15 protein-coding genes are annotated in these 14736 nt (G+C 58.4%); 12 read left to right on the top strand and 3 right to left on the bottom strand.

All coding sequences use genetic code 11. From position 1 onward, the window contains the following. The 11 genes from VDP61_RS17305 to VDP61_RS17255 all read left to right on the top strand — a co-directional run bounded on the left by VDP61_RS17305 (window position 1) and on the right by VDP61_RS17255 (window position 11780). Entirely contained in the window at window positions 1-969 is a 969-nt protein-coding gene (locus VDP61_RS17305) for a type II secretion system F family protein (protein ID WP_323008109.1), read from the top strand. A 13-nt stretch (window positions 970-982) separates the two neighbouring features. Continuing rightward, window positions 983-1957 (top strand): type II secretion system F family protein, encoded by a 975-nt coding sequence (locus tag VDP61_RS17300; RefSeq protein ID WP_323008108.1) that lies wholly within the window; start codon window positions 983-985, stop codon window positions 1955-1957. A 12-nt stretch (window positions 1958-1969) separates the two neighbouring features. Further along, window positions 1970-2536, top strand: a complete 567-nt coding sequence (locus tag VDP61_RS17295) for a tetratricopeptide repeat protein (RefSeq protein ID WP_415233416.1) — start codon at window positions 1970-1972, stop codon at window positions 2534-2536. A gap of 36 nt (window positions 2537-2572) precedes the next feature. Next, complete coding sequence (locus VDP61_RS17290; protein WP_323008107.1) at window positions 2573-3430, top strand: tetratricopeptide repeat protein; 858 nt, start codon at window positions 2573-2575, stop codon at window positions 3428-3430. After that, on the top strand, window positions 3430-3921 hold the full coding sequence (locus VDP61_RS17285; protein ID WP_323008106.1) for a prepilin peptidase: 492 nt from the start codon (window positions 3430-3432) through the stop codon (window positions 3919-3921). Before VDP61_RS17290 ends, VDP61_RS17285 begins: the two co-directional genes overlap by 1 nt. 69 nt (window positions 3922-3990) lie before the next feature. Continuing rightward, the gene (locus VDP61_RS17280; RefSeq protein ID WP_323008105.1) at window positions 3991-5307 is read left to right on the top strand and encodes an ATPase; all 1317 of its coding nucleotides are present in this window, start codon (window positions 3991-3993) and stop codon (window positions 5305-5307) included. A gap of 218 nt (window positions 5308-5525) precedes the next feature. Continuing rightward, window positions 5526-7703 carry an OmpA family protein gene (locus VDP61_RS17275; RefSeq protein WP_323008104.1) on the top strand — a complete coding sequence of 726 codons (2178 nt, stop codon included), beginning with the start codon at window positions 5526-5528 and terminating at the stop codon, window positions 7701-7703. Window positions 7704-7928: 225 nt separating this feature from the next. Beyond that, on the top strand, window positions 7929-8222 hold the full coding sequence (locus VDP61_RS17270; RefSeq protein ID WP_323008103.1) for an SH3 domain-containing protein: 294 nt from the start codon (window positions 7929-7931) through the stop codon (window positions 8220-8222). A 167-nt stretch (window positions 8223-8389) separates the two neighbouring features. Continuing rightward, window positions 8390-9739, top strand: coding sequence for a glutamine synthetase family protein (locus VDP61_RS17265; protein ID WP_323008102.1), 1350 nt, complete (start codon window positions 8390-8392; stop codon window positions 9737-9739). Beyond that, window positions 9739-11049, top strand: coding sequence for an FAD-binding oxidoreductase (locus tag VDP61_RS17260; protein ID WP_323008101.1), 1311 nt, complete (start codon window positions 9739-9741; stop codon window positions 11047-11049). Before VDP61_RS17265 ends, VDP61_RS17260 begins: the two co-directional genes overlap by 1 nt. 230 nt (window positions 11050-11279) lie before the next feature. Continuing rightward, on the top strand, window positions 11280-11780 hold the full coding sequence (locus tag VDP61_RS17255) for a nuclear transport factor 2 family protein (RefSeq protein WP_323008100.1): 501 nt from the start codon (window positions 11280-11282) through the stop codon (window positions 11778-11780). 219 nt (window positions 11781-11999) lie between these two features. Here VDP61_RS17255 and VDP61_RS17250 read toward each other — a convergent pair whose 3' ends face one another. From VDP61_RS17250 to rpe, 3 genes are read right to left on the bottom strand one after another with little or no spacing between them, the layout of a single operon-like run. Beyond that, a complete protein-coding gene (locus tag VDP61_RS17250; RefSeq protein WP_323008099.1) occupies window positions 12000-12794 on the bottom strand; it encodes an arginine deiminase family protein in 795 nt (264 codons plus the stop codon). A 4-nt stretch (window positions 12795-12798) separates the two neighbouring features. Continuing rightward, on the bottom strand, window positions 12799-13455 hold the full coding sequence (gene gph, locus VDP61_RS17245) for a phosphoglycolate phosphatase (protein WP_323008098.1): 657 nt from the start codon (window positions 13453-13455) through the stop codon (window positions 12799-12801). Beyond that, window positions 13452-14141 (bottom strand): ribulose-phosphate 3-epimerase, encoded by a 690-nt coding sequence (gene rpe / locus VDP61_RS17240; RefSeq protein ID WP_323008097.1) that lies wholly within the window; start codon window positions 14139-14141, stop codon window positions 13452-13454. The genes gph and rpe overlap by 4 nt, the downstream gene beginning before the upstream one ends. 397 nt (window positions 14142-14538) lie before the next feature. On the opposite strand from rpe, the gene VDP61_RS17235 reads away from it, so the two are divergent. Continuing rightward, the gene (locus VDP61_RS17235) at window positions 14539-14697 is read left to right on the top strand and encodes a hypothetical protein (RefSeq protein ID WP_323008096.1); all 159 of its coding nucleotides are present in this window, start codon (window positions 14539-14541) and stop codon (window positions 14695-14697) included. The last annotated feature ends 39 nt before the right edge of the window (window positions 14698-14736 follow it).

The raw sequence follows: 14736 nt of genomic DNA, 5'->3' as shown, positions 1-14736 counted from the left end.
ATGCAGCTAAGTGCAGCGCCCCTTATCTATATTCTGATCTTCGTGGCGGTTCTTGTGCTGGTCGAGGGGCTTTATCTGACGGTATTCGGAAAATCCATCAGCCTGAATAACCGCGTCAGCCGCCGCCTGTCCTTGCTGGAAAAATCCGGCAACCGCGAGCAGGTGCTAGAACAGCTTCGCAAAGAGATGGGCCAGCATTTGAAGGCCCGCGGCATCCCGCTGTATTCGATCCTTGCGACCAAGGCGCAAAAGGCCAATATCGCCTTTTCGCCCAGGCAATTGATCATGATCATGGCGGGGCTTGCGATATTTGCCTTTGTCGGCCTGACCGTTGGCACCAGCGCCGACCCTGCGGTACGGGCGCTGATTGCCATCGCGATGGGGGTTGGCGGCGTCTATACTTGGGTCGCAAGAAAAGCCAAAAAGCGCATGGATCTGATGGAGGAACAACTGCCCGATGCGGTTGAACTCATGGTGCGGTCCTTGCGGGTGGGCCATCCGTTTTCATCAGCCATCGGTATCGTTGCGCGTGAGGTGGCAGACCCGTTGGGCACCGAATTTGGCATCATTGCCGATGAGGCGGCCTATGGGCGTGACGTGGCAGAATCGCTGAAGGAATTTGCCGAACGGATGGACAGCCAGGATTTGCGCTTTCTGGCGGTTGCGGTGACGATTCAGCAAACCTCGGGCGGCAACCTTGCCGAGATCTTGCACGGTCTGGCGCAGGTGATCCGCGCCCGGTTCAAACTTTTTCGCCGGGTGCGCGCCATCACCGCCGAAGCAAAATGGTCAGGTATGTTCCTCTCTGCCTTTCCGCTGGGGGCGTTGGTGATGATCCAGATCATTCAGCCAAACTATTATGACAAGGTCAAGGACACGCCGGAATTCATTCCCGCAGCCTTGATTGTTGGGGTTCTTCTGGTGATCAACGTGATTTTCATGAAAGTCATGGTTAATATCAAAGTATAAAGGGTTCGGCCAAATGCTTGCTTCCATCAATCACTTTCTTGTTGATCAGCTTGGCCCCATGGGCCCGCTTATTGCCATTGGCGGGCTTGGGCTATTGCTCATCTTGCTGACGCTTCCGACCATGCTCAAGAAAAAGCCAGAGCCGTTTGACAAGATCAAAAGTCAGCGCACAACGCAAAAATCCCCCAAGGAACAGGGGTTGCGCATGGGCGCCAAAGGCGGTGCCAGCGACAAGTTGCAGAAGTTTTCAACCTTTCTGGAACCGCAGAATGCTGATGAGTTGTCTGCCTCCAGGCTGAAACTGCAGCGGGCGGGCTATCGCGCCAAAAACGCTGTGCAACTGTTTCACTTTTCCCAGCTTGTGCTGGGGGTTGGCTTTTTGATCTTTGGCGTGATTTATACGCTCTATGCGCAAACTCAAGGCGAGGTGACGACCCAGATGATGGTCATTTCCACCATCGGGCCGGGGGCTGCGGGCTATTACCTGCCGCAATATTGGGTGCAGCGCCGCATGCAGCTGCGCCAGGAAGAAATCATCTCAGGCTTTCCTGATGCGCTTGACATGATGCTGGTCTGCGTCGAGGCCGGGCAATCGCTTGATCAATCCATCATGCGGATCGCCAAGGAAAGCCGCGCGGGTTATCCGGCCCTGGCTGATGAATTTGATACCGTCGCGCATGAGGTGAAGGCCGGCAAGGAACGGGTTGCCGTGTTGAAGGATATGTCTGATCGTGTTGGTATACCCGATGTGTCGTCCTTCGTGACCACCTTGGTTCAATCGGCCACGTTCGGCACCTCGATTGCCGAGGCCTTGCGTGTCTATTCTGCCGAAATGCGGGATAAACGCGTGATGCGGGCCGAAGAAAAGGCAAATACCTTGCCGACCAAGCTGACGCTTGGCACAATGCTGTTCACCGTTCCGCCTTTGATGATCATTCTGATCGGGCCTTCGGTACATGGTATTTCAAAAGCGCTGGGCGGGGGCTGAACACAACGGATGATAAGGCGGGCACCGGTTTTAAGCGCGGCTTTGGCCCTGATGGCGGCCTGTCAGCCAGTGGGGGGGCTTTCACCTGCCGCAATGGCCCGCAACGCGCCCCCTGCTGCCGATGGCAGCGAAAGGGGGGTTGATGGCCTGCTGGTCGGGCACCGCCTTATGGAGGCGCGTGAGTATGAGCTGGCCTTGCGGGCCTATCTGCGGGCGGCAAGCGAACAGGGGATGACCGCAGATGTGCTGTCGGCGCTTGGCTCGGCCAATCTGCGGCTAGGCCGCCTGGGGCAGGCAGAAACCCTGCTGCGTCAGGCAATCAAGGCCGATCCGTCCTCGGTTCCCGCACAAAACAACCTTGGCGTTGTGTTGATGGAACGCGGAAAGCTGGGCGAAGCGCGCGCCGTGTTTCAGCAGGCCTTTGCGCTGGATAGTGGCAGTTCAGACTCTATTCGCGAAAATCTTCGGCTTGCTATCGCCCGGAGCGATGCGGCGGTGTATGCTGACGAAGCACAAAGTCACGATTTCATCCTGGTGCGGCGCGATGAAGGGCAATATGCCCTGCTCTCGCAGCTTTAAGGCCAAAGGACGCCGAGCAGTAAAAAAGGACGCAAAATGCGCCACCCAGTCTTTCTTGCGCTGTGCCTTGGGGGTGCAGTTGGCCTTATGGGCTGCCAAAAAGCTTCGGACGCCGAGGTGGATCGCGCCCTGAAATCGGTGAACGTGATTGATGAATCCAATCTGAATGACATCATGTTGACGGTAGGTGACCCGAATAAATCGGTCGCCTATTTCCGCAAGACCGCCGCCGAAAACCCCGATCGCACCGACCTGAAGCGCGGCTTGGCGCAATCGCTTGTGCGTGCGCAAAAACCGCAAGAGGCGGCCGCAGTTTGGGCAACGGTGGTCGCCGACCCATCCGCGACCAATAATGACCGCGTGGCCTATGCCGATGCGCTGCTGCGCTCAAACGAATGGAAGCGCGCCGAGGCAGAGCTGAACAAGATCCCGCCAACCTATGAAAGCTTTGAACGCTACAAGCTGGAAGCGATGGTCGCCGACAGCAATAAAAACTGGAAAAAGGCCGATAGTTTCTATGAAATCGCTGTGGGTTTGACGACAACCCCGGCCGGTGTCTACAACAACTGGGGCTATTCCAAGCTGACGCGCGGCGAATATGCCGGCGCAGAAAAGCTGTTCTTTGATGCGATCACCTATGATCCGCAACTGTTTACCGCCAAGAACAATCTGGTTCTGGCCCGCGGCGCACAGCGAAAATATGATATACCCGTCATCAAGATGACCCAGACTGAACGGGCGCAATTATTGTACACCATGGCCCTGACCGCGATCAAGCAAGGCGACGTGCAGATTGGCAAAGGCCTGTTGCAAGAGGCGGTTGATACCCATCCGCAGCATTTTGAAGCCGCCGTGCGCTCGCTGGATGCGCTGGACGCCAAGGTGACAAACTGATGCCCGTGGCCGCGCCCCAGTTGCTGTGGTTTTTGCCCTTCACGCTGCCAATCGCGATTTGGGTGGCGTGGTCGGATATGAAATTCATGAAAATCCCGAACAAGGCCGTATTGGCGCTGCTGGCCGTCTATCTTTTGATCGGGCTTTTCGTGTTTCCGCTACAGGTTTGGGGCTGGGGCTGGGCTTTGGCAGGGAGTGTTCTGGCGGTCGGTTTTGTCGCTACCTCGGCCGGGCTGATGGGCGCGGGCGATGCGAAATTCGCCGCAGCCATGGCGCCGTTTTTCGCCACATCTGACAGTCGCGTGGTGTTGGCGCTGTTTGCCGCTTGCCTTTTGGGTGCCTTCACCAGCCACCGGATGCTGCGCGCCCTTCCCCCCTTTCGCGCCGCCACCGCCGATTGGCAAAGCTGGACGAACAAGGACTTTCCTATGGGGCTCGCGCTTGCCGGCACCCTGATTTTCTATCCGCTGCTGGGCGTTTGGCTTTCCTGAACCCCGGTTCATTCTTTTGAAACGCCCGGTGGGCCATAGTGCAACCGACCACAACCATAGGTGCGCCCGATGAACGCTCAGACACCGCAGCCAAATGTGCTTGCGCCGCCCGCCTGCAAAACGCTGGCCGAGGTTGGGCTGTCGCTGGTGATGATGCGGGATATCTTGTTGAAAACCATATTTCGCACCAACCTTGATCTGACATCCGCTCTGGCGCGGGCAGTCTGTTTGCCGGTGCAGTTGACGCAAGAGTTGATAGACCTTGCCCGCAGCCAACGCCTGCTGGAGGCAACCGGCACGCTGCACGCCACCTCGGGCACAGAAATGGGCTATCAGTTGACCGAAGCGGGCAAGGCGCGGGCGCTGGATGCGCTGTCACAATCGGAATATTACGGGGCCATGCCCGTACCGCTGGCCGATTACCAGGTGCAGGTCAAACGCCAGTCTGTGCGCAATATCCGCCTGACCCGCGAACAGCTTATCGGCGCGATGGGCCACCTGATCTTGCCTCCCGACCTGTTGGGCAACCTTGGCCCGGCGATTACGTCAGGCCGCTCGATCTTGATGTATGGCCCACCGGGCAACGGTAAGTCCTCTATCTCAAACGGTATTCGGGATGCGATGGGTGACAGGATCTATGTGCCGCGCGCGCTGGAATATGCCGGGCAGGTGATCACGGTCTATGACCCGATCGTCCATTCCACTGCCGAGGAGGCGGTGGATGACCCAAACTCCCTGCGCCGCACCTCGAACCGGTTTGATAACCGCTATGTCTATTGCGATCGCCCCACGGTGATCACCGGAGGAGAGCTGTCACTTGACATGCTTGACCTTACCTATAACCCGACCGCGCGCACCTATCAGGCCCCGTTGCAGCTAAAATCCACCGGCGGCATCTTTATCGTCGATGACCTTGGCCGCCAGGCCGAACCGCCGCAAAAGCTGATCAACCGCTGGATTGTGCCGCTGGAAGAGGCGAAAGATATTCTTGCGCTACAATCGGGCGAAAAATTCACCGTGCCGTTTGACACGCTGGTCATCTTTTCGACCAACTTCCACCCGAATGAAATCTTTGACGGCGCCGCGTTGCGCCGGATTTTCTTCAAGATCAAGATTGATGGCCCCAATCAGGAAAACTTCCTGAAAATTTTTGCCATGGTGGCGCGGGCAAAAAAGATGCCGCTGGATGAGCGTACGCTGGTGCATCTGATGAAGGTGAAATTCCCGACCATCCAGAATGTCTATGCCAATTATATGCCCAGGTTTCTGATTGAACAGATGATCGCCGTTTGTGAGTTTGAGAACATTCCTTATCAAATGACACCCGATCTGATTGATCGGGCCTGGGGCAACATGTTCGTCCGAGAGGAATCAATCGCGCATTGACCTGCCACCCCCGCTGCGCCGCGCCCGGCCGGGTATTGCAGCAAATCCGAAAATGGAACCTTTCGTCAGCCCAGACGTTTAAAGCCCGAGGTAACATCACTGTCAGAAGAGCGCTTGGGCACTATGCGTCCTTGCTATTGCGCATCATGATGGATTGATACGTGGAACAACGGGCGCCCTGACCTACGCACGCGCGCACACCCTTGGAGGGATAGTCTATGAAGCGACTTCTAAACTCGACTGCGGCCTTGTCGGTCGCCTTGATGAATATCCACCCCTGGCCTTTGATGGCCCAAAGCCTGACCGATACCGGAGCGGTTATCGCGGCCGATGGGACCATACTTTGTACGCCGAGCGCTGATGCAGCTTGCGATCCGAATGACCCCGATTTGATCGCGCAATCTGAAAAGATTGACGCGCAGATAGCAAAGGCAGCAGCCGATGCTCAGGCAAAGGCTGATGCAGAGGCCGCCGCAGCAGCAGACGCTCAAGCCAAGGCCGATGCAGAGGCCGCAGCAGCAGATGCTCAGGCAAAAGCTGATGCAGAGGCCGCAGCAGCAGCAGACGCTCAGGCCAAGGCCGATGCAGAGGCCGCAGCAGCAGATGCTCAGGCAAAAGCTGATGCAGAGGCCGCAGCAGCAGACGCACAGGCCAAGGCCGATGCAGAGGCCGCCGCAGCAGACGCACAGGCAAAAGCTGATGCAGACGCCGCCGCAGCAGACGCACAGGCCAAGGCCGATGCAGACGCCGCAGCAGCAGACGCACAGGCCAAGGCCGATGCAGACGCCGCCGCAGCAGATGCTCAGGCCAAGGCCGATGCAGAGGCCGCCGCAGCAGACGCTCAGGCAAAGGCCGATGCAGAGGCCGCAGCAGCAGACGCTCAGGCAAAAGCTGATGCAGACGCCGCCGCAGCAGACGCACAGGCAAAGGCTGATGCAGACGCCGCCGCAGCAGCAGACGCACAGGCAAAGGCTGATGCGGAGGCCGCAGCAGCGGCAGACGCACAGGCCAAGGCTGATGCAGACGCCGCAGCAGCAGACGCACAGGCAAAAACTGATGCAGACGCAACAGCAGCAGACGCTCAGGCAAAAGCTGATGCAGAGGCCGCCGCGGCAGCGCTGGCAAAAGCGGAAGATGAACTCGGGGTCAAAGAAGATGGCCTGGTTTCAGACGCATCCGCCGGTTTGAAAACTGCGGATGAGGTCATCGACCCGAACGCCGCCCCGGTTGCGGCGCCAGAAGTGACAGACGCCGAGATAAAGTCGCTCGCGGATCTGCTGGCCGGAGAAACCACCATCACCGGCGAACAAGCCCCTGCAACGGCGCTGCCGCTTGCCTCTGCAGACAAAGCCGCCACTGCAGAGCCTTCAAGTGCCGCCGTGACCACCACATCGGAAACCGTGACAGACGAAACGACCCGCAGTGCGACCCAGGAATTTGCTGCCGTTCCGCAGGTCGTGGCCCCTGGCAAGAAAAACAAACTGTCAGATCTGGAAAAAGCCGGGCTTGTGGTTCTGGGGGCGTTGGTTGTTGGTACGGTGATCAATGCAAACAAGAACGCGGCGACGGCCCAACAACAACAGCCGCAGCAACAGCAGGTCGTCTCGAACACCGGGGACCGGGTTGTTGTTTTGCAACCGGATGGAAGCTATCAGGTTTACAAAGATGACAATGCGCTGCTGCGCCGCCCTGGCAATACCCTGCGCACCGAGACGTATAGCGATGGCTCTACCCTGACAACGGTTGATCGGCCCGATGGGTCGCAGATCGTGACGGTTCGAAACGCGACCGGGCGTGTCCTTAGCCGCACGCATTATGACAGCCAGGGGCGGGAACGGATGCTGATCAACGACCTTGAGCCAGAGCGTCCGATCATCGTATCGACCCTGCCAAAACCCAAAAGCCGGCCCGTGATAATTTCACCGCAAGACACTGATTTTGCTATAAAAGCTGCACTCGCCAAGCGGCAGGCCGAAAATCTGGGGCGCAGTTTCAGCCTGCGTCAGGTGCGCAGTATTCCGCAGGTGCGCCATCTTGCGGCGCTGATCAGCGTCAAGGACATTACCTTTTCTTCGGGCTCCTCGGCACTTTCGCCAAGCAAGGTCGATGCCTTGGCAGACCTGGGCGAGATGATGCAAGATATGCTGGCGAGCAATCCGGGTGAGATGTTCTTGATCGAAGGCCATACCGATGCCGTCGGCAAGAGCGCGATGAACCTGGCCCTGTCGGATCGGCGGGCCGAAACGATTGCGCTGGCCCTGACGCAGTATTTTGACATTCCGCCGGAAAATCTGGTGGTTCAAGGTTACGGCGAAACCGAATTGCTGATCGAAACCCAGGCAGATGAAGCGCGCAACCGCAGGGTTGCGGTGCGCATCATCACGCCCTTGCTTTAAGCAGCCGAAAAAGCGACGGGCGGGCAAAGCAGCCCGCCCGGATCACGCCTGCCCCCCTTTACCCCTCAGGGCGCGGCCATGCAGATTGCAAAGCGGCGGGGCGCCCTGTGACAGGGGCCTGTACCGCGCGCGCCCTGCGCCGGGGCAGGTTTTCCTTTATCATTGGTTGCCACCCGATCATCGGATCGCATAGATTGGCGATGAGGCAATAAACAGGAAAACATCATGCACAAAGCCATGCTTGCGGCCGCAATCCTGGGCGGGCTTTCCGCCTGTGTTCCCTCGGATACCGGCTTGAATGACGACTACAGGGTCGCAGGGGTTGAGGCGGATGATATGTTGAAATTGCGCGCGGGCCCCGGAACGGGCTATCGCGTCATCGCCGGGCTTCCGAACGGAACCATTTTGCGCATATCTAGCTGCCAGCAGACCGGCGGCACACGCTGGTGCAAGGCCAGCTTGAAGCAGTCGCTTGGGGTCAATGGCTATGTTTCCTGGGCTTACTTGAAAAAAACATAAGGCCCCCCTCTACCCTCGTTCGCGGCCCCGCGCACAAAGCCAGGTTGAGTCGTTTTTGTCTCGTTGTGTCTTGGCCGGTAACCGTCCTATGCTCTCGGCTATGGGTTGTGGCCACGATCCAACGGATGACGCAACACAAACGCACAGCACGGGGGAGGTTTTTTAAAATGACGAAAAGTAAAATCAGGAAATGGCTGCAAGAACGACCAGAGATTAAATCCGTGTTCGCCTGTGTATGTGATCTAAACGGCACGATGCGCGGCAAGCGTTTGCCGATCGAAAAAGCCAAGGAAATCATGGATGACGGCCTGCGCATGCCGCTTTCGGTGCTAAGCCTCGATATTTGGGGCGAAGATATCGAAAACAGTGAACTGGTGTTCGAAACCGGCGATGCCGACGGAATTTGTGATTACACCGGGCGGCCGATTGTATTGGTCAACTGGACCAGCAGGCCGTCGGCACTTGTGATGTTCTGGATGGAAACCGAAGATGGCCAGCCATTTCCCGGTGACCCCCGCCACGCGCTTTCCAACATCGTCAATCGCTACAAGGCCCTGGGCTTGACGCCGGTTGTCGCAACCGAACTGGAATTTTACATTTGCGATCCGAGCGGGGCGCAACCGCTGCCCCCATGTTCGCCGGTGACGGGCAAGCGGCTGGATTCGGATGGGGCGATGTCGCTGGATGAATTGCAGCATTTCGATGCGTTTTTGAACGATGTCTATGACGCCTGCCACGAACAGGGTATTCCGGCCGATGCCGCGATTTCTGAAAACGGGGCGGGCCAGTTTGAAATCAACATGGTCCATGTTGCAGACCCGCTGCAAGCCGCCGATGACGCAGTGCTGTTCAAACGCCTGGTGCATGGCATCGCGCGCAAGCACGGTTTTGCCGCGACCTTCATGGCCAAGCCTTATGGCAACCGATCGGGCAGCGGCCTGCACGTCCATTTCAGCCTTGTCGATGAAAACGGCGTGAACCTGTTTGACAATGGCGGCCAAGAGGGCACGCCTTTGATGCTGCATGCCGTGGCCGGCCTGCTGGAAACCATGCAGGAAAATACCCTGACCTTTGCGCCCCATCAAAACTCTTACCGTCGTTTGTTGCCCGGTGCCCATGCGCCGACCAGCGTTGCCTGGGGGTATGAAAACCGCACAGCCGCAATTCGTATTCCGGGCGGCAGCCACAAGGCCCGCCGCATTGAACACCGCGTGGCGGGCGCCGATGCAAACCCCTATCTGGTCTTGACCAGCATTCTGGGCGGCGCATTGATTGGTATCGAACGCAAGATGCAGCCGATGCCCCCCATCACCGGCGATGCCTATAGTCAAAAACTGGATCACCTTCCGCTTGACTGGGCCACTGCCATTCAGGCATTCCGCAACGGCAAACATGTGCAAAGCGTATTTTCCAAACGCCTGCAAACCATGCTGGTCGAATGCAAGCTACAAGAATTGAAGCGCTTCTCGCGACACGTCACCGATTTTGAATACGACAGCTATCTGGAGTCCGTATAATGGCCATCGAAACCTTTGCCAGCAATGGCCCCACCAAACACACCACCAGCTATTATGCCGCAAGCGCCAACCCCTCACCGCCGCGCCCCGCCCTGAAGGGCAATCAGCAGATAGATATCTGTATTGTGGGTGCGGGTTACAGTGGGCTTTCGACCGGGCTTCATCTGGTCGAAAAAGGTTATAAAGTCGCGATCATCGAAGGCGCGCGCGTCGGCTGGGGCGCCTCGGGGCGCAATGGTGGGCAAGTGGTGAACGGGCTGAACGCCAGCTTGCAAACGATCAAGAAACGCTATGGCCAGGATACCGCAAATTTTGTTGCGGGTCTGGTGCAAGAAGGCGGCGAAATCATTCGCGAACGGGTTGCGACCTATGACATCAAATGCGACCTGAAGCCGGGCAATATCTTTACCGGCCTCACCTCGGCGCATATGAAAGAACTGGAGGCGCGGCGCGCGCTGTGGGCCAGCTATGGCATCCACAACCAGGATATGCTGGACAAGGCGCAACTGCGCACGCATATCGGCTCGGATGTCTATGCTGGGGGGATGATCGACCACACCGGCGGCCATATGCACCCGCTGAACCTTGCCCTGGGCGAGGCTGCCGCCTTTGAGAAGCTGGGCGGCGTGATCTATGAACAATCTGCGGTGATTGATTGCGATACCGCGGCTGCCAAACCCGTCGTGAAAACCGCCGGCGGCACGATGACCTGCGGCACGCTTGTGCTGTGCGGCAATGCCTATCTTGGCCATGTGGTGCCTGCGCTGACGGCCCGCGTCATGCCGGTTTCAACGCAGATGATGGCGACCGAACCTTTGGGCGAGGCCCGCGCCAACGCCCTGCTGCCAACGGATAAATGCGTCGAGGATATACGCTATATTCTGGATTACTTTCGCCTGACCGCTGACAAACGGCTGATTTTTGGCGGCGGAACGGTTTACGGCGGCACCGACCCGCATGATGTAGAGGCCAAGCTGCGCCCCGCGATGGAGAAGGTTTATCCAAGCCTGAAAAACGTCAAGGTCGATTTCGCGTGGAGCGGCAACTTTGCCCTGTCCTTCAGCCGGGTTCCGCAACTGGGGCGTTTGGGCACCAACACCTATTTCGCGCATGGCTATTCCGGTCATGGTGTCACGGGGTCCCATACCTTTGGCAAAATCCTTGCGCAGGCCATCGACGGTGACAAAACCCGCTTTGACGTGTTTGCCAAGGTGCCGTGGTATCCTTTCCCTGGTGGTCGCATGCTGCGGGTCCCCTATTCGATGGTTGGATCATGGTATTATGCGCTGCGCGACCGCCTGGGGGTCTGACCGGATTGCCCCCGACAGGCGCACTGGTCTTGCCCCGGTTTGGTCCCGGCCTTCTTTCACGCAAGATCTTTGATGCAGGCGCCAAAGTCCGATAACGCGCGACACAGGCCCCTGCCTCTCTTGGTTCTGGAATCAGGCCGCCGGCTGGCCGGTTGCTTGGGTCATTGACATTTTCGGCAGGGGCGATAACCATTACCCTTTTACTATAGACTTTTCGGAATAGCATTAGCATGATCGACGACGCGCGGCGCATTGCGCAGGACTTTCTTGATCGCACGGGTGAGGCGACGATCCGCGGGGATGTCGACGCCACCCTCGACTATTGCGATATCCCTTGTACCCTTGAAAGCATGCAAGGACGCGCCGTTGCAACCAACACGGCAGAAATGCGCGCCATCTGTGTGGCCTTCATCGACAGGGTGAAGCTGAAGCGGCTGACATATATGGTGCGCAATTGCCTTGAGGCGGTTTTCAAGGATGAAGAAACCATCTGGGCCAGGTATCAGACCCGCTATGTCACTGACGGCAATTTGTTGACAGAAGACCCGTATTTCGGCTCTGTCATTCTCCGACGCAAGGGGGACAGGTGGAAAGTCAGTGCCATGCAATTTGCCGCAAGCAGCGACAGCCCAGTAAACGCCGTGTTAAGCAATTGTACCCCCAAAGGGGAAGCCAGCGCAGAAAACAAGCCCAGTGACGGGGCCATGAGCACGACAAACAAAGCCGGCTGAAGCCAGCGATTTTGGCCAGGCTGGCGCGGCGAACCTCTCGGACAATCCTCCGCTCGGCGGCCCCACTGCGCCGGATAGGGCTGTGGCCCGTGCCGCAAGGGGGCCGTTCAAGACAACAACGCGGGACCTACAGCCTTTGGAAAAACCCGAATCGCCCACACAGCCAACCCGCCCGCCCGGTTCGCTGGTTTCGTTTCTTTGCGCTGCACAGGAAGGCGGTCAGGCGCGCGGGGTGAACCGCAGGCTCAGGCAGGACATGCCGCCATCAAGCTTGGCACATTCGCTATTGCCAATTTCGCGCAGCTCATAGCCAGCCTTTACCAAGGCATCCCGCGTTTTGGGAAAGCCTGCGGGCATGATCACCAGATCATTGAAACGAATAGTATTGGCGCAGGCCTCCTCGCCTTCGGCGGTATGGATAATCTTGTACCCGTCAAAACAGCCCGAGGCCGCCAGCCGTTTGGTGGACAGCACCGTTTCACCATCCAACAGCGAGCAATCGGTTTTGAAATGCAAAACCCCCGGCGGCGTGAAAACCTCGCGCAGCTTATGGCCCCAATCGCTGACCACAGCGGCCAGCTCCTTGATCCCCGCAGCATTGGTACGCGCCGAGCGGCCAACAAGGATCTCGGTTTCCGTGGTCAGAATGTCACCGCCCTCGATAAAGCTGTCGGCCCCTGAAATCTGGCGGGTATCGGCGTAAAGGGCGGCCAGATGCGGGGCCATCGCCGCCGCCTCGCCCAAACGGCTGGGCGCGCCGGGCCGCATGATGATCGCGGCTTCGGGCAGGCAAAGCGCCGTATCCTCCACAAAAACACTATCCGGAAATGCCTCAAGCGCGTCCAGCTCTACCACTTGCGCCCCGGTACTGCGCAGCGCCGCGATATAGGCGGCGTGATGCGCCTGCATCACCGCCAGATCGGGCGTGCCGATATCCATCGCGCGCAGCCCTGCCGTGATGCTGGTGCTGGGTTTGCGGGTGATCGCATGGGTGAAGCGGTAAGAGACAGACATGGGTTTACCCTTTCATCAGGCTGGCAACCAACCCTGGCAATTGTTTGAAATCATTGAAGGCGGCATCATGTGGCAAATCATGCACCGGCGTCTTGCGATAGCCTTCGGTATAGATAAGAAAGGGCAGCTTGGCATTGGCCGCCGTTTCGGCATCCACCTCGCTATCGCCCACAAAAACAACCTGCGCGCGCCCCAGATCACCCGCCGCCGCAAACACCGGTGCCGGGTCTGGTTTGCAATGCGCAAGGCTGTCGCCGCCATAAACCGCCGCAAAATGCTGGTCCAACCCCAGATGGCGCAGCACGGCGCGGGTTGGGGCAATGGGTTTATTGGTGCAAATACCCAAGGCGCAGCCCATCTTGGCCAGTTGCACCAAGGCTTTCTGCACGCCGGGGTAAATCACCGTATGCTCGAACGCCGTCTCATAGCGTTCGTTGAATCGCCGCAGCATTGGCGGAAACAACGGGCCATCGGCTGCCATGCCAGAGGCCGCCAACACCTGCCGGATCAGGTTTGGCACCCCCTTGCCCACAAAGCCCGCCACCTGTGCAGGCGGCAAAGGCGCGAGGCCCAGCTCTTGCAGCACCGCATTGGCATTGGCCGCTATATCGGCAGCGCTGTCTATCAAGGTGCCGTCCAGATCAAAGATAACCGCCGTCATAGCGCGCCCTGTGCTGCGGCGCGAATAGCGGCAATGTTGCTGCCGTAAACCGCCGGGTTATCAACCGAGCCGCCCTTGAACACCGCCGAACCCGCCACCAGCACATCTGCCCCTGCGGCCGCCACCAAAGGCGCTGTCTGGGTGGTCACCCCGCCGTCAATTTCAATATGCACGGGCCGGTCGCCGATCATCGCCCGCAAACGCGCAACCTTGGCAACCTGAGACTGGATGAACGACTGCCCGCCAAAACCGGGGTTCACCGTCATCACGCAAACCAGATCCACCATATCCAGCAAATACTCCAACGCCTCTACCGGCGTGCCGGGGTTGATCGCCAACCCCGCCTTTACCCCTGCCCCCCGAATGGCTTGCAAACTGCGATGAATATGCGGCCCCGCCTCCAGATGGGCCGAGATCACATCCGCACCCGCCGCAGCAAAGGCCTCAATATAGGCGTCCACCGGCGCGATCATCAAATGCACGTCCATCACCCCCTTGATATGGGGCCGGATAGCGGCACAAGTGGCAGGGCCAAAGGTCAGGTTTGGCACAAAATGCCCGTCCATCACATCGACATGCACCCAATCCGCGCCCTGCGCCTCAATCGCGCGACATTCTGCGCCGAAACTGGCAAAGTCTGCCGACAATATGGATGGGGCGATCTTGATCTTGCGCGAAAACGTCATGACACTTCTCCTTGGTCTGCGCCCCTTTCTACTGTGCAAAGAGCAATCAGGTAAAGGACCGAGTCCCCGCTTTGTGTTCGGCATGAATATCCCTTGGGCAAAGGTCGCCTTGCCTTGCAGCCTGACCGCAAGGCCTGTCGGGCAGGCCAACACCGCGCCCGACAGGCCCGCCCGCGCCAGCTATTGCATTTTCACCGTTACCGCGCGCCCAAGTCATGCGCCCGGCGCAATGCGGCATTGCAGCATTGTCCATCGCCCTCAACCGCCAATCCCTGTATATAATACTGTAACGGCAAGGGGTTGGCCAAGCCACCCAGCGCCCAGAGAATCACCATACCGGGCCAAACTGTCCGCAACCGAAACGGCATACCGCTGTTTCGACCCAAGGAGTTATGAAATGACCAAAACATCACTGTTCGCCCGCATCTTCAACTTCTTTGCGGGCGCTAGCACGCTGTCGCGCCATGACTATGCGGCCCAAGCCTTGCATCGCGATGCGTGGCTGGGCAAACAGACCCGCGCGATCAGAACACCGGCCTGTTTCTACAGCTTTTGAAATCAGGCCTGATGGCTGCGTTAAAAAGGCCCGGCATAT

The organism is Pseudorhodobacter sp. (assembly GCF_034675685.1).
Lineage (GTDB): Bacteria > Pseudomonadota > Alphaproteobacteria > Rhodobacterales > Rhodobacteraceae > Pseudorhodobacter.
This window is presented reverse-complemented; position numbering and strand designations above follow the sequence as displayed.